Raw genomic sequence first — 19,409 nt, forward strand, 5'->3', positions numbered from 1 at the left:
ATGGTTCATAGGCCAAGACCCAACTATGGAAAAAAGCGTTGGCCTTACCACCAAGGCTACCATGCCCACTACTCCATGTAAAACCGGTGCACTTCCTGGGAATTTACACATACTTATTGACAGTACCGCTTTCGCCTGGGGTTGGAGCGAGTTTAACCTGGGTTGGAGCGCTTTTTCCTTAGTCTGGAGCGGATTCGGACTCGACTGGAGCGCTTGGACCTTGGTTTGGAGCGGATTCGGACTCGATTGAAGCGCTTAGCCTGGGGTTGGAGCGCTTGGCCATTTTTGGAGCTAGTTTAACCTGAGGTGGAGCGCTTTCCAATATTTCGGAGCGCTTTCCGTTATTTCGGAGCGCGTTCTCCTTTTTTGGAGCGCGTTCCAAAATATAAAAAAATGCCGGGCAAGAAAAATTGCCCGGCATTTTTTTATTCTCCTATTGCTTGTGCAGCGGTGATTAATGCTAAGTTGTACACATCTTCTGCACTGCAGCCTCTTGATAGATCGTTTACTGGTTTGTTTAGTCCTTGAAGGATTGGTCCTACTGCTTCAAAGCCGCCTAAGCGCTGTGCAATTTTATAGCCGATATTACCAGCTTCTAAGCTTGGGAAGACAAATACATTGGCGTCCCCTTTAATCACAGAGTTTGGTGCTTTTTTCTCTGCAACACTTGGTACAAATGCTGCGTCAAATTGAAATTCCCCATCAATTACTAGAGAAGGATCTTTCTCTTTTGCAATTGCTAAAGCGTCTGTCACTTTTTCTGTTTCTGGGGATTTGGCAGAACCAGCCGTTGAAAAGCTTAACATTGCAACACGAGGATCCACATCAAATAATGCTCCTGTTTTTGCACTTTCTACCGCGATTTCTGCTAAATCATTACTGTCTGGAGCAATATTGATTGCACAATCTGCAAATACATATTTCTCTTCATCTCTTACCATAATGAATACGCCAGAAGTTTTCTTAACGCCTTCTTTTGTTTTAATAATTTGTAATGCCGGGCGAACAGTATCAGCTGTTGAATGTGCAGCGCCGCTTACAAGACCATCTGCTTTATTTAAATAAACAAGCATAGTACCAAAATAGTTTTCATCTAAAAGGATTTTTTTCGCATCCTCTTCTGTTGCTTTTCCTTTTCTTCTTTCTACAAATGCATCTACCATTTCCCCGAAACCTTCATAATTAGCAGGATCGACAATTTCAAGTCCAGAAGTGGAGACATTAAGTTCTGCAGCTTTATCCTCTATCGCTTGTTGATTTCCAATTACTACAGGTGAAAGGACGCCATCCTCCGCTAAACGACTTGCTGCGGATAATACACGCTCGTCCAATCCTTCTGGAAATACAATACGTTTGCCATTTCCTTTTACTTTGTCTGTTAATTGTTCAAATAAACCCATTTTATTAACCCTCCTAAGATTTGACACTCCAAAGATTACAATCGCGGGCTTTTTCGCTCGGTAAATCTGTTAGTTTATCATTAAATCCTTTTTAATCATAAACCATTTAAACTTACAAATAAAGTGTTGCGAATACCTTTTTCTTCTAAAAAATAATGTAAAGGATTACATTATTTCTACCTTATTTTCAGTTACTATCCTTGCCTTAATAATCAAAAATATTACCAACCGCAGAAAAGTCTATTTTATTCTCCTTGCAATTTTGACAAAGCCTTGACAATACTTGAAATGACATGATTTTGTAGTTTTTTATATGAATCGTACCAGTTGGTTATGCTATAGTTAATATAGAATCAGTATTTAATTATGAAGGAGTGTATGAACAATGGCAGAAGCAGTAGTAACTGTAGACGGCTGGTCCGCCTTACATGATACGCGTCACTTTGATTGGACATCTTGGAAAGCAATCTCAGAGGACGAACGAAATAAAGCAATCAAAGAATTTGAAGAACTCATAAAACAATGGGAAAAGATAGAAGAAAATAAAGAAGGCAGCCATAGTATTTTCAAGGTCGTCGGAAATAAAGCCGACCTTATGTTTATATTCTTGCGCGAGACCATGGACGAGCTGGAAGAAATTAAAACAGCTATTAATAAAACGCTATTAGGCGATTTCTTAATCCCTGCATATTCTTATGTATCCATCATTGAAATGACCATGCATGATCCAATGAAGGCTGGCGATGACCGTGAACTTTCTCCTTACGTAAAAGAGCGCTTAAGACCTATTATGCCAAAATGGGAGCATGCTTGTTTCTATCCGATGGCAAGACGTCGCGAGCCTGAGGCTAACTGGTTTACGATTGATAAAGAAGAGCGTACCAGATTGCTTTATGAACATGGTATGACTGGACGCAAATATGCTGGTAAAGTTAAAGAAATCATTACCGGTTCCATTGGATTAGATGAATGGGAATGGGGCGTAACTTTATTTGCGCATGATCCGCTGCAATTCAAGAAAATCGTTTATGAAATGCGTTTTGATGAAGTAACAACAAAATATGCAGAGTTTGGCGACTTCATCATGGGGAATTATCTGGCATCAGATGAACTTTCCGATTATCTAGCACTATCCTAGTTATAAACTGGATTTATTAAAAAGAGGCGAAAAGGCCTCTTTTTTTTATGTAAAAATTTATCCTTCTTAATCTCAAAAAACAATCATGAAGACAGCCATATGAACATACATATCATTAATGAGCTTGCACCGAAAAATTGTGAGAAATGGGGTTGGTCCATAGCAATTATTGCTCATAAAGAAGCTGAGGTAGGTCTGCTCGCCCGCTTCATGCGTGCAGAAGCGGAAAGAAATGACGACCTTGGAATGCTGATGGTTGGTAACAAACGTGTCCATCTGTTCTTGCTGATTGTTTCAATTGCCCAGATATTCGAACCATAACAGATGCAGAAAAGAAAGTCCTAGAGGATTTAGGGCCTCAAATGGGATATTTTTTATCCAAGGGTAAGAGAATGGATATACAGTTGACGAAAATTCTTCAAGTATAAACACAGCATCTGCTTCCGATTCACGTTGGTTTTTATGCCTCAAGGTCCGCGCCCTGATTACTGGTACGGTCCATGGAATACAGGACGATATTTTCGCATTGCTTTTATGCTCCATTACAGCGTGAATGCCTGCCTGTTAGAACCAGGCGCAGGCAACTAGTTCTATTACATGAATAACCGTTTTAAGGAGGAGAGTGTAATCATGAGTGATCAAACGAATCCGAATCAGCCAGGAAATTATTATCCTGCTTCCTATCCTAGTCCCTATTTTTACCCAGCATCTACCGGAAGCTTTTATCCCGTTAACGCGTCTAGACAATTCCCACAACCATCAAATGCAAGTGGCGGAGGTCAGTTCACCAATCAGCAATCATTTATTGAAAATATTCTACGTTTAAACATCGGAAGCCTAGGCACTTTTTATCTGACATTTGAAGGCCAGCAGCAAACGGCATTTCGAGGCTATATCGAGGCCGCTGGAAGGGATCATATTTTGATCCGTGAAGAAGACTCCAACCGACGTTTCTTATTATTAATGGTATATTTAGATTACGTCCTATTTGACGAACAAATAAGTTATGATTATCCATTTGGCAACCAATAGCCCATTATCAACCCAATCCTCGTTAAGGGCTCAAAAGCAAAAAAAGAAGCGTAGACTATCTTGTACGTCTACGCTTTTCTTATACCGATAACTGTATTGTGAGGAGATTAAAAAATGAGACATCCTCTAGAAAAATGGATACGAATCGAAATAATTAGTATCATTGCAGGGGTATTCCTTGGTATTTTCGCTTGGATAACAGGGTGGATGCTATTTTTGTTCTTTGCCTGCTATCTTTTTGTACTTAGTATCATTAGTAATGCATTTATATTGCTAAATACAAGAAGAGCTTCTGATGCCCTGAAACAAATGGTCAGAGCAGCCTTATTATTTTTGTTTCTAACCTCTTTGTTCTTTTATCTTTCTTAACGTTTTGCGCTTTATAAAGGTATAAACGCATCTTTTATAATAATTTCATCGCGCCAATGCCTAATAGAACCCATCCTGCTAAAAAGGACAGTCCTCCAATTGGTGTAATCATCGCAAATGTTTTTACACCTGTTAAAGAATACATATAGAGGCTTCCGGAAAACAGAAGAATACCTACCAGGAACAGCCAACCGCTTGACGTAAAAAGATTACTTCCATCAAACTTCCCTAAAATAAGAGCAACTGCAACAATCGCCATCGTGTGAAACATTTGGTAATCAACTGCTTTACCCCAATTTGTCAAAGCTTTTTCCGACAATTTCCCTTCTAGTCCATGTGCACCAAATGCTCCAAATGCAACTGCTAAAAATCCAAGAATCGCTCCAATTATTAAAAATAGTTTCATCTTTTCCAACTCCAATCTTAAATTAAAAGCACGTCTACAAAACGTTTACTTAAAAATGCTATTCCCAAAGAAACCACAAAACTTTAGACTGTTTTGTTCTTAAAAGTCAAAAATTGAATCTCCATTCGCGTCCTCGTCATTTAATTTATTCTTCTGCGGATTAACTACTTTGATACTAGATTCCTTGCCAAGCATTGCTTTCATTTCTGTTTCTGAAATGTGCTCTTCTGTATCTTCTATATTCACCCGTGTTTTACCTGCAGCCATTGTAGCGGAATCAGGCTCTGCTGAAATAAATAACTCACTTAATAAACGGACGTTTTCCATATGTTTTTTCACTTGATCTTGGTGATGGGCTTTTCTTTTGGCTTCTTGTAGCTCATGGATCATTTTATCAATGATGATTTCATTGCTGACAGCCATATAACCCCTCCTTTTATGTATCATTCCATATGAATTATAGCACAGAATTAATTCTGATAAACTCCTCATGCCTAAATGAGAGATAAAAAAAAGAGCTCTAGAAGATTTCGCCTCTTTGCTCTAATGTTATAATGTTATTCATCGCAGTATCCGTTTTTTGTTTAACTTTCTTGATATTTCCTCCACCCTATAGCGTTCATACATCCATTGCAAAAAGGTAACCTCTTCTTCGTAAAGTTCTCTTCCCAAACGTGTTGAAGTTTGCCGATATAGATGAAAAAAGTTTTTCATATTTGAAAACTCCCCCTATACGCTGATGCAGTAAAATATAAAATTAGTATAGCACTGTCTTTTTTTATCTTCAATAGGAAGATATTACAACTCCCTTTTCCATACAGGCATTTTGCACGTTTAGACAAAATATAAAGTTTATGTAAATATTTCATTAAAATGAGCAACCACAGTCCCAAAGCCATATTTCGGATATCATCATCTAAACGGATGAACCTCTACAAAGTTTATAGCATTTTATCTCTTATCCACTCAAGAGGCTGAGAAAAAGTGTTTTTTTATCCAGCAACTTTCAAACTCATTTGTGCGAATATCCGCTTTCTTTTGTCCCAACCTCTTGAATCCATGTTTACTTTTGTTCTAATTCAGATTGTAACGCATATAATTTCTCATTCATTACGTTCATCATCTCGTCCATTGCCTCTTTTCGCGGCATATCTGCAGGTAAATGAATCGGATCTCCAAAAATAATTTTCGGCTTTTTACGCTTAAATAACTCTTTAAAATTATTTGGACCGATATAAGCTGCTGGAATAATAGGCACATTGCTATATGCAGCAATTGTCACAGCTCCTCTTTTGAGCGGCACTTGATTGGTTGTTCTCGTACCACTCGGAAAAATACCGATTACTTTTTCTTGTTTTAAAAGTTTACGGGGTACTTTAATCGTGCTCGGACCCGGATTATCCCGGTCAACTGGAAATGCATTCAGTTTTTTCATCAGCCACTTCAGAGGCCGTGATTCGAATAATTCCTTCTTTGCCATATAATGAACTTTCGTAGGCAATACGCTGACACCAAGCCACAAGATGTCTATCCATCCCGTATGCGTGCAGGCGATAATGTATCCTCCTGATGCTGGTAACTTTTCTTTTTGAAATACGTTCACTCGTCCAAATAAACTTAGAACTATCTTTAATGCGTATGCAGCAAAATAATACATAATTCTCTTCCTCTTCCCCATTTTTAGTACCTGGTACTTACATAAGATACTAATGGAAAAGAAGCGAAATTACAAGAATTTTATGGTGTGTCATGAACAGAGATTTCTTATATTCCTATCTATTCTGAATAAGTTCTTCACTATCTCGTTCTTTCACAACTAGGTTCATAATCAAAATATAAGTGGTAATGTTTTTGACAACCTTCATTAAATACAGAGGCACAATACAGACAGTCGTCCGTATTTACATACTGTTGGATGGTATGCTCTGTTCCGCAAACCCCACATAGGATTGCCAATTCATTAAATTCATCTTTTCCCCATACGGAAATTTTGTGATCTTCACATTCTTCATGACATCGATAGCATGGATAATATTTATTGCAGCATTTAAATTTAATCGCAATAATGTCTTTGTCTGTGTGATAATGTTTGCATCTTGTTTGGTCATCAACAATTGAACCATAAATTTTTGGCACAGCACTTCTCTCCCTCAGCTAGTTAATAGATTTCTATCTATAAAAAACGAGCAAAACACTTTCATAATTTCGAAAGTATCTTGCTCGTATGATTAATCTTCTACTATTTCCTCTTCTATTCCTTCATCCTTCGAGGAAACACCCAATTTCTCTTCTAAGACAAGAACTCTTGCCCGCAGCTCATCCATTTCATCTGCTGTCGCAAGTCCAGATTCTTTTGCTAGAACTTTCTTTTTCTCTTTACTTCTTTCGTCCCATTCGCCTTTTTTGCTGCTGCCTTTTTCAATAAAATTATCTAAAACAGTTTTTGCCTGCTCTTGTGTCAATTCATTCTTTTCCACTAATTCTTTCACTTTTTGTTCAAACTTCTCTTTTCCGCTTACTGCTGCGCCTAAACCCAGTAAGAATCCTTTACGTAAATATTCACTCATCATTTATACCTCCTATAGTATGCACTTTATGATGGTTCTTTAAGAGGATGTTCAAAAAGTCTCATTCGAACACACACTTTATAACTGGATGAACCTGTCTCTTCTTGACCTGTCATCCTTACAATACGTGAAACAGGGCAGTTCTATACATTATTTACGTACATAGAATAAAAATAAGCCCTGTCTTTATTATATATAACATTCCGTCATTCCGTAAATGATTTTGGCATCGGATTTTAAATGCTATGTTTTCTTTATTCCCATCCTATACTATAATTAACCTTCAATTAATAATTTACCATTGAATAAAATTACATTTGGTTGTATAATCATACAGTCAAATGATTTCGTATTATTATCTAGGAGGAAGAAAAATGAAACCTTATTCCTTTAGCAATATTATTAAGTTTATTATCCCGTCTTTATTAGGTTTATTCCTATTCTTATACCCCCTGCCGACAGAAGAGGGTTTTACAATACCTATTGCTTTCCTAGCAGGACATCTGGAAGGGTTTTTAGACAATTATTTATCGCTTATTATGATGATTGTTATTTTACTGACTGCCATTTTCACTATCATTGCAAAAGCAGGCGGTGAATCATCTTTTAGCAGATTCCCTTTTCTACATCAGCTATTTTATACAACTTGGTTCTGGACGATTACACGTATTTTAGCTGCCGTTTTTGCCGTTATGGTTTACTTTCAAATTGGACCGGAATTTGTTTATAGCGAAGATACAGGCGGAATGTTGCTAGACAGTCTGTTACATACGTTGTTTGTCACATTCCTTTTTGCAGGGCTCTTTTTACCTTTCTTAACAAACTTTGGCCTTCTGGAGTTTTTTGGAGGTATGATGCGCAATATCATGCGGCCTTTATTCCGATTACCCGGCAGGGCCTCTGTCGATAGCTTAGCTTCTTGGGTCGGGGATGCTACGATCGGGGTACTGTTGACCAATAAACAATATGAAGACGGTTATTATACAAAACGAGAAGCAGCCATTATCAGTACGACTTTCTCTGTTGTGTCGATTACTTTCACCTTAGTTATTTTACAGCAGGTCAATTTGGAGCATATGTTTTTACCCTTCTATATGACCATTATTATTGCTGGAGGCGTTGCTGCGTTAATTATGCCGCGTATTCCGCCGCTTTCTAAAATGGCAAATACCTATATCAATGGGGAAGAAAGAAATGATGATGAAAAAATCCCTGATTCTGATAATGTATTTACGTTTGGATTCAAAAATGCTGTAAAACGAGCTGAAAAAGAAACAAAGTTCCGTACCTTCTTTGTAGACGGAGGAAAAAATATTCTTGATATGTGGTTCGGTGTAACTCCTGTCGTAATGGCATTTGGAACGCTCGCAGTCGTTATTGCAGAATATACACCTTTATTCCAATGGCTCGGAACGCCGTTTGTTCCGATTTTAGAACTGATGCAGATTCCATTTGCTAAAGAAGCATCGGAAACAATACTTATTGGTTTTGCAGATATGTTCCTGCCGGCAATTTTAATTACTGGTGTAGAAGCAGAAATGACACGATTTATTATTGCAGCATTGTCTGTTACGCAGCTTATTTTCATGTCTGAGGTAGGCGGACTTATTTTAGGAACTAAGATCCCAGTGTCCTTCCGTAACTTGGCTTTTATCTTTTTAATACGTACAGTGATTACACTGCCGATTATAACGATTATTGCCCATATATTATTTTAAGATAACATGGTGACGAATAAAAAATGCGGAGCTCTTATTGGAGAGCTCCGCATTTTTATTCGTTATTTTTTAGGAAGATGTTCCTTTGCGTCGATGGTTAAATAAAGAACGGACCTTCGCAAGGCGTCCCTCAATTAATGGCTGGGAGATGGTTAAAACAGGTTTACTGGACAGCACAAGCACAATCAGTGCCGATAAACCGGCAATCCCAATCACATCAAACCAGTGATTTACCGCTAATAAATCAAATTGACGCAGAAACTGAACGATAAATCCATGTAATAAATAAACGTATAATGTTCTTGTTCCGAGTCTTGTTATCCAGCCAAGGTTTCTTTTAGGAATCCAAGCCAATATACTCATTGTCATTATCGCCGCAATTGCATAAACAAATAATCGGACTGCACCGCCGAAACTATCTGCACCTAAATCACTATAAGACTGTGATGCAAGCAGCCAACCAGAATCCATTTCCGGGAATTTGTAAATGAGAATAAAGAGAACTGCCATCACAGCAACGGAAGCCACTTTTACTTTGTGTTTTTTTACCACCATCATTTGATCTACGGTTAACCAATAACCGACTAAAAAGAACGGGAAAAACACAAATGTTCTCGATAAACTAAATGAATGTCCAATTTCTCCAAAGTAGCCCACCAAGATTCCTATAACAATAGATAAGGAAATACTCCAGGCAGCTGGAATCTTTTTGAATAGCACAAGTAAAATGTGCCAACTAAACAAGCTAAATAGGAACCACAACGACCATTGCGGATAGAAAACACCAGTTTGCCAATCCGCTTTTCCTATAAAGAAGTAGTAGATGGTGTATAACGTTTGAAAGATAAAATATGGGATAATTAACTTCTTCATTAAATTCCATATATATTTTTTGTTACCAGAACCCTTTGCAAAGAAACCAGCTAATAAAATAAATGCCGGCATATGAAAGGTATAAATCCACATATAAATTGCTTCGATTGATTTCGAATCACTTACAAATGGTTGAATCATATGTCCAAAGACAACGAGGAAGATTAAAAAAACCTTCGCATTATCAAAAAATGCATTTCGTTCCATATCTCATCCCTCTTATTGTTTCTTTTTTAACAGCATGAGCGTCCGTAATTCCTACCTGTTGCAGCTATTTATTCCTCGGCGGCAACGGTCGCTTCTTCTCTTCATTAACTCCACTAAGATTTTACGCTGTATACTATACTCTACATATATTTATTGAAAAAGTCTCCTAAAAAACAGAAATTTTATCGTTTTGTAACTGATTTGTTAGTAGAGCGAAAAAATGTAACATAATTTAATTGGATAGATATAATCTTAGAAAAAGTTGGTTTACCTGCAATGTCTGTATACATATTGCATTTTCACGATTGGGAAAGCCATAGAAATTAATTTAAGTTCAAGCTCTCCTTGTTCATATGACGATTGTCCCCTTTATTCTTCTATTTGAATCGTTGGTTCTAGCTCTAGTTGAACATTTCCTTGAATCGCTTTGGAAATCATACAGGTCTTTTCCGCTTTTTCAACAAGTTTTTGAGTTAAACGAATTTGTTGATCTGTTGCATCCTTTTTGAGCGTTACGTTTGGTCGATGGATGATTTTTTCATATGTAAAGATGCCATTTGTTACGTCAACAATACCTTCTGAAGTCATGCCCATCTCCGCAATGGGAAGGTCAGCGCGCTCAAACATGGCTCCTAATGAAATAATATAACAGGTTGCAGCCGCTCCAAGCAGCATTTCGTCCGGATTTGTACCCACTCCTGGCCCATCCATTTCCGGCGGGATAGATATTTTTGTCTGTAAATTTCCTGCATGAATATAGCCTTCACTATTTCGTCCACCTGGCCATTCTGCTTTTAAATGAAAGTGGTGCTGTGGCATTACGATCATCCCCTTCGTTAGATTTTCTCCCACTATTATGGCTTATTGTAAAAGATTTTACAAAAATAACATGTTAAAGTGCGTGTTCAAATTATCCGATAAACAGGCCCATAAAGCCAAGACGAGGGGGGGTTTTTGAATAACATCTTCTTTACCTGAGATAAAACCGCCCTAACTGGTCTATGTCAGGACGGTTTTATCAATCATTTAAGATTGTTCTTTATTTCGTTTTAGTTTTGGACTAGATGCGAACCACCCTACAAGTGCAATTGCTACAAGAACGATATAGAAGGAAGCCTTCCAAATGGTTGAATGCGGGAAGTGTTCTGGAAGTAATCCAATATCCGGGTTTGCTAACACAATAACAGCCAGTTTCACCCCGACCCAGCCAACAATTAGAAAAGCAGCTACTTCCAATGTTGGACGCTTATGCAAGAGATCAACAAAAATATTAGCAGCAAATCGCATAATGATTAAACCAATCATACCGCCCGCAAATACAACTAAAAATTGCCCTGTATCCAGGCTTCCAATATGGCCTAGACCTGTTGGAGGCAATGCTACCGCCAAAGCCACAGCTGCTAAAATGGAATCTACAGCAAAAGCTAAATCCGCAAACTCTACCTTAACAACTGTTAACCAGAATTGCTTGTTTGATACGGGTTCAGGTTCTTGATTAGTTCCAGCGCCTTCTTCCATTTTCTCCGTTGCTTCCTGTTTATCCGGTTCTTTCTTCTTAAATCGATCATAAAGATTTTTACCTGAGATAATTAATAGATATAAAGCTCCTAACGCCTGTACCAGCCAGAAATCGACCAGCATGGAAATGACGAATAAGGATGCAAAGCGCATAACAAACGCTCCTGCCAGTCCATAAAATAATGCTTTCTTTCTTTGTTTTTCCGGCAGGTCTCTAACCATAATAGCCAACACAAGTGCATTATCTGCTGCTAACAAGCCTTCTAATGCAACTAATACCAGCAAGACCCATAAATACTCAAGTAGTAACTCTGTTCCCATGTTCATTCTCCTTTTCTACATGTATTTTTGCAGAAAAGGTCATAAAAAGAGACCTTTACCTGCAATCGGTAAAGGTCTCGCTAACAACTTTTCTGGTTGCCACGTAAAACCGGAGATAATATTTATCTCGTAATGACGATTTTACATGTACAGCTACTCCCCTTTAGGAAATAAATATTCACACACACACACTTTATGTAGTTTCTATGACTGCATCTTTTCACTTTGAATATCAGTATAATTCATTTAAACCTTTTTTATGACCTTTGTCAATATGTTTTACACTATTTTAATCTCTATACGCTTCTTCCTCTAAATCTTTTGGTGATGTTTATGGCTTTCTAATTAAGGTTAATGTAAAATAAGGAATAAAGTGAAACTTCCTTTAGTGGGGGTTTTCTTTCATCCCCCACTGAAGGTTAGTTGAACGAATCGGGCCGTTACTGGCTGTTAGATCTCCCACTTAGAAATATAATTTTTACTCATTTATTTCTTGTAGTGGGAGTCTTACAAAAGTCCTTCGATGGGACGAGTAATCGCAGTGGTTTTCGGTGGGACGAGTAGTCCCAAATGTTTTCGATGGGACGAGTAGTCCCAAATGTTTTCGATGGGACGAGTAATCGCAGTCCCAGCCAGTTACACTGCGATAAATCATTCCAATTAAAAGAAAGTAGTGTGATTGAATGACGAAGAAACGCTGGTTTCAATTTTTTATTTTTTTCATTTGTTTATTTACATTAATTTTTCTCATTTCTTTAACACATTTCATCTTCACGCCTGTCCTTCAATTAATTGGGGCAGTTGCGCTTCCGATTATTGGTGCAGGTATTCTTTATTATTTAACAAGACCGCTTATGAATTTTCTGGTAAAACATAAAGTTCCTCGTATCCTTTCCATTATTATCGTCTTTCTTGTTTTAATTGGTGCTGTCGCCTTATTTGTACTATTTATCTGGCCGATTGCCCGCGATCAATTTGAACGTTTGATGGAAGCTATTCCTGGAATGATCAAAATGGTAGAGGGCTGGATTGCATATTGGCAAGACAATATCGCCTTAGTTCCTGACCAGGTGATTAATGCAATCAATAATTTTGCTAACGACATTCCTGGACATATTGAAAATGTATTGAATAATATTTTTGGATTCTTAGGAACCTTTATCGGTCAGCTCGTAAGCATTATTGCCGGGATCATCTTGATTCCATTCTTCCTTTTCTTTATGTTAAAAGACGGGGAAAAGCTTGTTCCTTTTATACTGCAATTTTTCAGCAAGAAGAAAGCTGATAATCTTCATGACCTATTAAGTAAAATTGATAGGGTGCTGTCCGCTTTTATTCAAGGACAATTATTAGTCAGTTTCGCTGTCGGTATCTTATTATTAATTGGTTATTTAATTATCGGTTTAGAGTATGCCGTTGTACTGGCTTTATTCGGGATGCTGATGAATGTGATACCATTCTTAGGACCTTATATTGCTGTTATTCCAGCCTTACTGGTCGGGGGATTCCAAGATCCGATGAACTTAATCTGGGTATCTATTATTATGTTCGTCGCGCAGCAGGTTGAAAGTACCTTTATTTCTCCAAACGTTATGGGACAGGCACTTAATTTGCATCCATTAACGGTAATTACCGCTATTCTAGCAGCTGGAAGCATTGCCGGATTCTTTGGTATTTTATTTGCTATCCCCATCTATGCAGTAATTCGAACCATCGTTATCCATTTTTATCAAACCTTTGTGAATTCCAGAAAAGACAAGGATGACGCATTAATTTAGGAGGGATTTTCTTGACAACAAAAGCAAAACTGGAACAACAATTAGATGAGTTGAAATCGGATTATGCTCGTATTCAAGGTGATTTGGACAAGCTCGAGTTTGTCAAAGGGCGTGTCTCCTCCGCTGAACAGCAATTAGTCCGTTTAGAAGGAGAAATTGCTGAAGTAAGAAAAAAACTAGAACAATATCAATAGAGAAGACTTGAGCAAAGCCTTGAAAGGCGCAGAATTTTTCAATGCTTTCTTTGCCTATAAGAAAAGCTGGCTCCCTTTTACGGAGAGCCAGCTTTTCTTTTAAGATAGTTTCCCTTAGTCTTGAGAGAATTCCCTTGTAGCTTCCTTCTCCTTGGTCAAGCTGACAATTTTATCCCCTAATGCTGGTACTGTACGCATTTCCTCTGAGAAAAATTTCAGCTGCCCAGAAGGTTTGATTAAAAATAAATACACTGTCTCAGGATCTTTTGACTGTTTATAATCTTCAAATGTAAATTTATCTGTCAGTGTTGTTTGGCGGATCGTAAAGCCATTTTCTACTTTATCGATCAAATCCTCCAGGGAGAATTTTTTATCAAATAAAATGCGGCCGCCAACCTGTGATACAAGCCCTGTGGAATAGGAAGAGCCATCATCATTTAAAGTCGTGTATGGACTAACCTTAAACACATTTGTTCTTCCGTATTCTGGAAGGAATGTGGTACAAAGCAATGAATTATATGCTTTATCATGCGATAGCGATAATAAATATTCATATGGAATGGTATCCAGATGATGCTCCGTTTGTTCGGAAAGCATACTTCCATGATAAAATTCTATGCCTTCTTTTCTAGCCAGAGAAAGATTGGCCCAGGATGAATCAACGATCATAGCAGGATAATTGGCCTCTTTTAATGACTTCGCTAATTGGATAGTAAATGGGTTACTCCCGACAATGAGTGCTCCTGGATTTCCTTTGTTGGATAAATCCAGCTTTTTAGAAAGCCAGCCGATAGAAAAACCATGCGCAATCACAGTAAAAATAACAAGCGCAAAGGTCAATGCTGTTAAAATAGAAGCATCTTCATAACCAGCATCTGTTAACACACCTGCAAAATAACCAGAAACCGTTAATGCAACTATTCCCCGCGGTGCAATCCAGCCAATCAGCACTTTTTCGTTTAAACTGAGTCCTGTGCCAATCGTCGATAAGAATATAGACAAGGGGCGGACGGCAAACATCATCAGCAACACATAACCAATAATATGAGGGTTGAAAATCTGCATAATGGTCGCAACATCAAGGGATGCTGTTAACATGATAAAAATCGTGGAAGTCAACAGTACAGAAATATTTTCCTTGAAGTGCCTCATGTCTGATACAGAGCGAATCCCCATATTCGCTAGGGTGATTCCCATTGCAGTTACGGATAAAAGTCCTGTCTCATGCATAATTGCATCGGCAATCGCAAAGCAAAATAAGACGACAACGACCACGGTGGGAGATTTTAGAAATTCAGGCACATGCCCCATCTCAAACATCCAGCCAAGTCCGCGTCCCAATACCCAGCCTAAGAAGACGGCAAAAATGGAGCCCGCAAAGAAAAATATAATTTGGCTTGCTTCTGGATTGGATGCTGTCATAAAAGTAATAATTTCAAAAGCAAAAACAGCAAGCAAAGCACCTATGGGGTCAACAATAATCCCTTCCCATTTCAATATCTTCGCAGGTCGCGCTTTTAACTTTGCCTGACGTAAAAGAGGCATAATTACGGTCGGACCTGTTACAACGAACAATCCGCCAATGACAAATGCCACCGCCCACGATAAACCAGCAATATAATGTGCTGTTAAAGAACCTAATATCCAAGCAATAAAGGCACCTATGGTTGAAATCCGAAAAATAGGTCTTCCGATTCCGCGTAATTCTTGAAAGCTTAAATTTAAGCTCCCTTCAAATAATATTATTGCTACAGCAACAGAGATAAGCGGACTGTACAGTTCACCAAAATCCTGTTCTGGGTTAATCAATCCAAAAATAGGACCAACGATAAGTCCAGTAGCTGCCATCACAACGATAGCCGGCATACGAAAGCGCCATGCAACCCATTGGGAAGCGATACCTAGTATACCAATTAACATTACTTCAAATAACAAAGAAGGAACCATTCATTCCCCTCCTTTTCAAAAAGATATAGACACATTCTATAGAGTCAGCGAAAAAATGTAAATTCATATGATGTTGTGCATTTAAAAATTTACAATTTCCCGGTTCAAACTCGCTTTTCAACAGTACTTGCAGCTACCACTTACAATTTTTTCTTACTTTACTTTCCAAATAAAACGTTCTAGGATAGACATAGAATAATAATCTGTGAAAAAATCGCACAAATCTCCTATATTCACGTTAAACCAACCTCTTAAAGGAGGACCTATCTATGGAAAAGCATCTAAATATATTACAGAATTACTTCGGTTATCCAAGTTTTCGACCTGGACAAGCGGAGGTCATTGACAATATTGATCAAGGCAAAAACACACTTGCTGTTATGCCGACTGGCGGTGGAAAATCACTCTGCTATCAAGTACCAGGACTTGCGATGAATGGAACTGCTATTATCATCTCTCCGCTTATTTCGCTGATGAAAGACCAAGTTGATGGATTACATGGTTTAGGTGTAACAGCAACTTACATTAATAGCTCTATTTCTGCTGCAGAACAGCATCAGCGCTTAAGAGATATGCAACAGAATCGCTATCAATTTATTTACGTTGCTCCAGAGCGTTTTGAATCCGGATCTTTTATCCATGCCTTAAAACAAACGAATATTTCCCTGATTGCCTTTGACGAGGCACATTGTATTTCCCAATGGGGGCATGATTTTCGTCCAAGCTATCGCTCCATTGTCCCTATTCTAAAGGAAATTGGCGGAGACCCAGTTATTATGGCGCTTACAGCCACGGCTACACCGGAAGTTATTGAAGATATTCAAACGCTTTTACATATAGCTCCTGCCAATACTGTGCATACTGGATTTGAGAGAAAAAACCTTTCTTTCTTTATCGAAAAGGGGGTAAACAAAACAGACTATATTCTTTCTTATCTCAAAAAACACCAAGGTGAAGTTGGCATTATCTATGCAGCAACGCGAAAACAGGTGGAATACGTATATGATTTCCTAAAAGAGAAAGGTTATGCTGTTTCTAAGTATCATGGCGGACTATCCGAGCAGGAAAGACAGGCTGCCCAAACCGCATTTATTTTTGATCAATCAGAAATCATGGTCGCTACCACTGCATTTGGCATGGGAATTGATAAATCGAACGTCCGTTTTATTATTCACTATGCTATACCGATGAATATGGAATCCTATTATCAGGAGGCCGGACGGGCTGGCAGAGATGGTGAACCAAGCAATTGCGTTTTACTGTTTTCTCCTCAGGATATTCATACGCAAAAATTCTTGATTGAGAAGTCAGAGTTAGACGAAGAAGGAATGCAGCGGGAATATCAGAAATTGAATAAAATGGTTAATTATTGCCGTACCCAAAGCTGCTTAAATAGTTATATTCTGAACTATTTTCAGTTTGGTTCTGTCGCTCCTTCGGTATCTTGCGGGCGCTGCAGTAATTGTCTAAAGCAGGGAGAAATAGTAGATATTACGGAAGAAGCACAAATGATTTTATCTTGTGTTAAACGAATGCGTGAACGTTTCGGTGTGGTTATGACCGCAAAAGTTTTAAAAGGCTCGAAAGATAAAAAGCTGATTCAGTTTGGATTAACAGGCTTAACTACTTATGGTATTTTAGCAAAGTACACGGAGAAAGAAATTATCGAAAGGATTCACTTCTTAATTGCAGAACAATATTTATCTGCAGAGGAAGGGCAATTCCCCGTATTACAATTAAATCAAAAATCAATGGATATTCTAACTGGGAAACAAAATGTTACGATGTTTATTCAAGATGTTCCGACTGCTGAAAAAGCAGATTATAATGCAGATTTATTTGAAACGCTGCGCCAGTTAAGAAGAACGATGTCCGAGCAGCTTGAACTGCCGCCTTATGTCCTCTTTTCCGATATGACATTAAAGGAAATGGCTCGTTACCTGCCAACAAATAAGGAAGATTTCTTGCGGTTAAAAGGCGTCGGTCAAAAGAAATACGAATTATATGGAGAAGCTTTCTTAAAGGCGATTGCAGACTGGAAAGAAAAAAATCCTGATTTCAAGGCACCGACAGCAATTCATTTTCAATCGCCAAAGACAAGGCATGTAAAGGAAGAGGAAGAAGACAATCGCCCATCCTATCAAAAATCCTATGAACTCCTTCAGCGTGGAAAAAGCATTCGAGAAATTGCTGCTATCCGGGATTTAAAGGAAACAACAATAGAATCACATCTATTTCAGGCTTCTCAAAAGGGATTTAACCTTAATTGGGAGCTGTTCTTTAACAATCAAGAAGAGGAAGAAATTTTGTCTACGCATGAAGCGTTAGATGCAACTGGTTTGAAAGAGTTAAAAGAAGCATTGCCGGAAGACTTCACCTATCGGAAAATTAAAGCGGTTCTTGTAAAAAATGAAAAATTTGGCGTTAAAGAAGGATAAGAAAATGAAAGATTGGAGATAAACATGATGTTTTTCTCCAATCTTTTTTATTCGTTTTTTTACTTAATATTTAGCGCCCAGGTTCCATTACGGAATACGGCTTCTGATTTACCATCTGCAGTAATTCCGTCAATATCCATTTTGTCTGAACCAATCATAAAGTCAACATGGACAAGACTATCATTCACACCATGTTTGTCTAATTCATCTAAATCCATCGAAGCTCCGCCTTCCAGGTTCGTCGGATAAGCTTTCCCTAACGCAATATGGCAGGATGCATTTTCATCAAACAATGTATTGTAGAAAATAAGTCCTGATTGCGATACTGGAGATTCATCTGGTACAAGCGCAATTTCTCCAAGGCGGCGGGCACCTTCGTCAGAATCAAGTAAATGTTTCAAGACTTCTTCGCCTTGCTCTGCCTGAAAATCAACGACTTTTCCGTCTTTGAAAGTTAAAGAGAAATTATCAATTAAACTTCCGCCATAGTTTAATGGTTTGGTACTGGAAACCGTTCCATTGATACCGTATTTATGCGGTACCGAGAAAACTTCTTCTGTAGGCATATTTGGATTAAACGTAACGCCTGTTTCCGCCTCGGCAGATCCGCCTTTCCAAATATGCCCCTCTGGTAGTTCCATTTCTAAGTCCGTTCCCGGCGCTTTGAACACTAATTTTTTATAATTTTTCTTGTTCAATACTTCTCGGGCTGTTTTTAAAGTTGCGTTATGTGCATCCCATGCTGCGACAGGATCTTCCTGATCAACACGAACAATCTTTAAAATAGCATCCCAAAGACTGGCAACCGCATCTTCTTCTGACTTGTCAGGGAAGATTTTTTTCGCCCAATCTTTTGACGGAATAGAAATAATTGTCCAAGGAATACGATCATTCATTGTATATTTACGGAAATTCACCATTGCTTCTGCAGCTGCTTTATTTGCTTTTGCGACACGAGATGGATCAATATCCTTTAGTAAGTCCGGGTTTGTTGAACGGATATTTACAACTGCTGCCCCATCCTCTGCAAATGTATCGTGTAATTTCACTTTCCATTCTGGATAATTTGCAATCACTTCATCTGGCGCATTTTCGTATTTTAACAAGGTAAGTTCGTCATCCACCCAGTTAATATGAACGTCTTTTGCGCCCATTTCATATGCTTTACGGGCCACAATCCGCGTGAATTCTGCTCCTTCAATCGGTGCATTAATCATAACAGCCTGTCCTTTTTGTAAGTTAACACCTTTTTTGAGCGTTAATTCTGCATATTTTTCTTGTACTTGCAATTGAACCATTATTCTATACCTCCAAATGACATATTTAATTAACATACACTTTTATTATTTCATATTCCCTTGAATATTTCCAAAATTATCCCCTTGCCTATTCCAACATTGCAGCTTTGATTTACTACCATTCCTATTTATGGTACCCTATATTTAAATTACTTTTCGTAACCAGCGTATACAAGCACGCATTCAAAATACAAGGTTGTTTGAT

At 38.1% G+C, this 19,409-nt stretch carries 19 protein-coding genes; 8 read left to right on the forward strand and 11 right to left on the reverse strand.

The window, feature by feature from the left end; all coding sequences use genetic code 11:
- Positions 1-425: 425 nt before the first annotated feature.
- Positions 426-1,400 carry a phosphate acetyltransferase gene (pta, locus tag KI343_RS14565; RefSeq protein ID WP_212927150.1) on the reverse strand — a complete coding sequence of 325 codons (975 nt, stop codon included), beginning with the start codon at positions 1,398-1,400 and terminating at the stop codon, positions 426-428.
- A gap of 385 nt (positions 1,401-1,785) precedes the next feature.
- Between pta and hemQ the strand changes: the two genes are divergently transcribed.
- From hemQ to KI343_RS14585, 4 genes are all read left to right on the forward strand, one after another.
- On the forward strand, positions 1,786-2,538 hold the full coding sequence (hemQ, locus tag KI343_RS14570) for a hydrogen peroxide-dependent heme synthase (RefSeq protein WP_212927151.1): 753 nt from the start codon (positions 1,786-1,788) through the stop codon (positions 2,536-2,538).
- A 99-nt stretch (positions 2,539-2,637) separates the two neighbouring features.
- Positions 2,638-2,859 carry a hypothetical protein gene (locus KI343_RS20205; protein WP_244856968.1) on the forward strand — a complete coding sequence of 74 codons (222 nt, stop codon included), beginning with the start codon at positions 2,638-2,640 and terminating at the stop codon, positions 2,857-2,859.
- Positions 2,860-3,168: 309 nt separating this feature from the next.
- Positions 3,169-3,570, forward strand: a complete 402-nt coding sequence (gene gerQ / locus KI343_RS14580; RefSeq protein WP_212927152.1) for a spore coat protein GerQ — start codon at positions 3,169-3,171, stop codon at positions 3,568-3,570.
- A 114-nt stretch (positions 3,571-3,684) separates the two neighbouring features.
- Positions 3,685-3,939: a hypothetical protein gene (locus KI343_RS14585; protein ID WP_212927153.1), complete on the forward strand. Its 255-nt coding sequence runs from the start codon at positions 3,685-3,687 to the stop codon at positions 3,937-3,939.
- 34 nt (positions 3,940-3,973) lie between these two features.
- On the opposite strand, the gene KI343_RS14590 is transcribed toward KI343_RS14585, so the two are convergent.
- The 5 genes from KI343_RS14590 to KI343_RS14610 all read right to left on the reverse strand — a co-directional run bounded on the left by KI343_RS14590 (position 3,974) and on the right by KI343_RS14610 (position 6,912).
- Positions 3,974-4,345 carry a DUF423 domain-containing protein gene (locus tag KI343_RS14590; RefSeq protein WP_212927154.1) on the reverse strand — a complete coding sequence of 124 codons (372 nt, stop codon included), beginning with the start codon at positions 4,343-4,345 and terminating at the stop codon, positions 3,974-3,976.
- A gap of 99 nt (positions 4,346-4,444) precedes the next feature.
- Positions 4,445-4,768: a YwdI family protein gene (locus tag KI343_RS14595; RefSeq protein WP_212927155.1), complete on the reverse strand. Its 324-nt coding sequence runs from the start codon at positions 4,766-4,768 to the stop codon at positions 4,445-4,447.
- Positions 4,769-5,408: 640 nt separating this feature from the next.
- Entirely contained in the window at positions 5,409-6,002 is a 594-nt protein-coding gene (locus KI343_RS14600; protein WP_212927156.1) for a lysophospholipid acyltransferase family protein, read from the reverse strand.
- Positions 6,003-6,142: 140 nt separating this feature from the next.
- A complete protein-coding gene (locus KI343_RS14605; protein WP_212927157.1) occupies positions 6,143-6,481 on the reverse strand; it encodes a CHY zinc finger protein in 339 nt (112 codons plus the stop codon).
- Positions 6,482-6,573: 92 nt separating this feature from the next.
- The gene (locus KI343_RS14610) at positions 6,574-6,912 is read right to left on the reverse strand and encodes a phasin family protein (RefSeq protein WP_212927158.1); all 339 of its coding nucleotides are present in this window, start codon (positions 6,910-6,912) and stop codon (positions 6,574-6,576) included.
- A 374-nt stretch (positions 6,913-7,286) separates the two neighbouring features.
- On the opposite strand from KI343_RS14610, the gene KI343_RS14615 reads away from it, so the two are divergent.
- Positions 7,287-8,630 carry a YjiH family protein gene (locus KI343_RS14615; RefSeq protein ID WP_212927159.1) on the forward strand — a complete coding sequence of 448 codons (1,344 nt, stop codon included), beginning with the start codon at positions 7,287-7,289 and terminating at the stop codon, positions 8,628-8,630.
- 69 nt (positions 8,631-8,699) lie between these two features.
- On the opposite strand, the gene KI343_RS14620 is transcribed toward KI343_RS14615, so the two are convergent.
- The 3 genes from KI343_RS14620 to KI343_RS14630 form a co-directional block, all read right to left on the reverse strand.
- The gene (locus tag KI343_RS14620) at positions 8,700-9,710 is read right to left on the reverse strand and encodes an acyltransferase family protein (RefSeq protein ID WP_212927160.1); all 1,011 of its coding nucleotides are present in this window, start codon (positions 9,708-9,710) and stop codon (positions 8,700-8,702) included.
- A 369-nt stretch (positions 9,711-10,079) separates the two neighbouring features.
- Positions 10,080-10,529, reverse strand: coding sequence for an OsmC family protein (locus tag KI343_RS14625; RefSeq protein ID WP_212927161.1), 450 nt, complete (start codon positions 10,527-10,529; stop codon positions 10,080-10,082).
- Positions 10,530-10,736: 207 nt separating this feature from the next.
- Positions 10,737-11,549 carry a TerC family protein gene (locus KI343_RS14630; RefSeq protein WP_212927162.1) on the reverse strand — a complete coding sequence of 271 codons (813 nt, stop codon included), beginning with the start codon at positions 11,547-11,549 and terminating at the stop codon, positions 10,737-10,739.
- A gap of 683 nt (positions 11,550-12,232) precedes the next feature.
- On the opposite strand from KI343_RS14630, the gene KI343_RS14635 reads away from it, so the two are divergent.
- Entirely contained in the window at positions 12,233-13,327 is a 1,095-nt protein-coding gene (locus tag KI343_RS14635; RefSeq protein WP_212927163.1) for an AI-2E family transporter, read from the forward strand.
- An 11-nt stretch (positions 13,328-13,338) separates the two neighbouring features.
- The gene (locus KI343_RS14640; protein WP_212927164.1) at positions 13,339-13,521 is read left to right on the forward strand and encodes an SE1832 family protein; all 183 of its coding nucleotides are present in this window, start codon (positions 13,339-13,341) and stop codon (positions 13,519-13,521) included.
- Positions 13,522-13,635: 114 nt separating this feature from the next.
- Here KI343_RS14640 and KI343_RS14645 read toward each other — a convergent pair whose 3' ends face one another.
- The gene (locus KI343_RS14645; RefSeq protein WP_212927165.1) at positions 13,636-15,468 is read right to left on the reverse strand and encodes a cation:proton antiporter; all 1,833 of its coding nucleotides are present in this window, start codon (positions 15,466-15,468) and stop codon (positions 13,636-13,638) included.
- Between the two features lie 269 nt (positions 15,469-15,737).
- Here KI343_RS14645 and recQ point away from each other — a divergent pair, with 269 nt between their 5' ends.
- Positions 15,738-17,906: a DNA helicase RecQ gene (gene recQ / locus KI343_RS14650; protein ID WP_212927166.1), complete on the forward strand. Its 2,169-nt coding sequence runs from the start codon at positions 15,738-15,740 to the stop codon at positions 17,904-17,906.
- 59 nt (positions 17,907-17,965) lie between these two features.
- Here recQ and KI343_RS14655 read toward each other — a convergent pair whose 3' ends face one another.
- Positions 17,966-19,204 carry an aminopeptidase gene (locus tag KI343_RS14655; RefSeq protein ID WP_212927167.1) on the reverse strand — a complete coding sequence of 413 codons (1,239 nt, stop codon included), beginning with the start codon at positions 19,202-19,204 and terminating at the stop codon, positions 17,966-17,968.
- Positions 19,205-19,409 lie beyond the last annotated feature (205 nt).

Origin of the sequence: Oceanobacillus sp. J11TS1 (genome assembly GCF_018333215.1) — a bacterium.
Lineage (GTDB): Bacteria > Bacillota > Bacilli > Bacillales > Amphibacillaceae > Oceanobacillus.

Excerpts from the sequence above, each read along its gene's own strand:
- pta (WP_212927150.1), bottom strand. The coding sequence starts at position 1,400 with ATGGGTTTATTTGAACAATTAACAGACAAAGTAAAAGGAAATGGCAAA.
- hemQ (WP_212927151.1), top strand. The coding sequence starts at position 1,786 with ATGGCAGAAGCAGTAGTAACTGTAGACGGCTGGTCCGCCTTACATGAT.
- KI343_RS20205 (WP_244856968.1), top strand. The coding sequence starts at position 2,638 with ATGAACATACATATCATTAATGAGCTTGCACCGAAAAATTGTGAGAAA.
- gerQ (WP_212927152.1), top strand. The coding sequence starts at position 3,169 with ATGAGTGATCAAACGAATCCGAATCAGCCAGGAAATTATTATCCTGCT.
- KI343_RS14585 (WP_212927153.1), top strand. The coding sequence starts at position 3,685 with ATGAGACATCCTCTAGAAAAATGGATACGAATCGAAATAATTAGTATC.
- KI343_RS14590 (WP_212927154.1), bottom strand. The coding sequence starts at position 4,345 with ATGAAACTATTTTTAATAATTGGAGCGATTCTTGGATTTTTAGCAGTT.
- KI343_RS14595 (WP_212927155.1), bottom strand. The coding sequence starts at position 4,768 with ATGGCTGTCAGCAATGAAATCATCATTGATAAAATGATCCATGAGCTA.
- KI343_RS14600 (WP_212927156.1), bottom strand. The coding sequence starts at position 6,002 with ATGTATTATTTTGCTGCATACGCATTAAAGATAGTTCTAAGTTTATTT.
- KI343_RS14610 (WP_212927158.1), bottom strand. The coding sequence starts at position 6,912 with ATGAGTGAATATTTACGTAAAGGATTCTTACTGGGTTTAGGCGCAGCA.
- KI343_RS14615 (WP_212927159.1), top strand. The coding sequence starts at position 7,287 with ATGAAACCTTATTCCTTTAGCAATATTATTAAGTTTATTATCCCGTCT.
- KI343_RS14620 (WP_212927160.1), bottom strand. The coding sequence starts at position 9,710 with ATGGAACGAAATGCATTTTTTGATAATGCGAAGGTTTTTTTAATCTTC.
- KI343_RS14625 (WP_212927161.1), bottom strand. The coding sequence starts at position 10,529 with ATGCCACAGCACCACTTTCATTTAAAAGCAGAATGGCCAGGTGGACGA.
- KI343_RS14630 (WP_212927162.1), bottom strand. The coding sequence starts at position 11,549 with ATGGGAACAGAGTTACTACTTGAGTATTTATGGGTCTTGCTGGTATTA.
- KI343_RS14635 (WP_212927163.1), top strand. The coding sequence starts at position 12,233 with ATGACGAAGAAACGCTGGTTTCAATTTTTTATTTTTTTCATTTGTTTA.
- KI343_RS14645 (WP_212927165.1), bottom strand. The coding sequence starts at position 15,468 with ATGGTTCCTTCTTTGTTATTTGAAGTAATGTTAATTGGTATACTAGGT.
- recQ (WP_212927166.1), top strand. The coding sequence starts at position 15,738 with ATGGAAAAGCATCTAAATATATTACAGAATTACTTCGGTTATCCAAGT.
- KI343_RS14655 (WP_212927167.1), bottom strand. The coding sequence starts at position 19,204 with ATGGTTCAATTGCAAGTACAAGAAAAATATGCAGAATTAACGCTCAAA.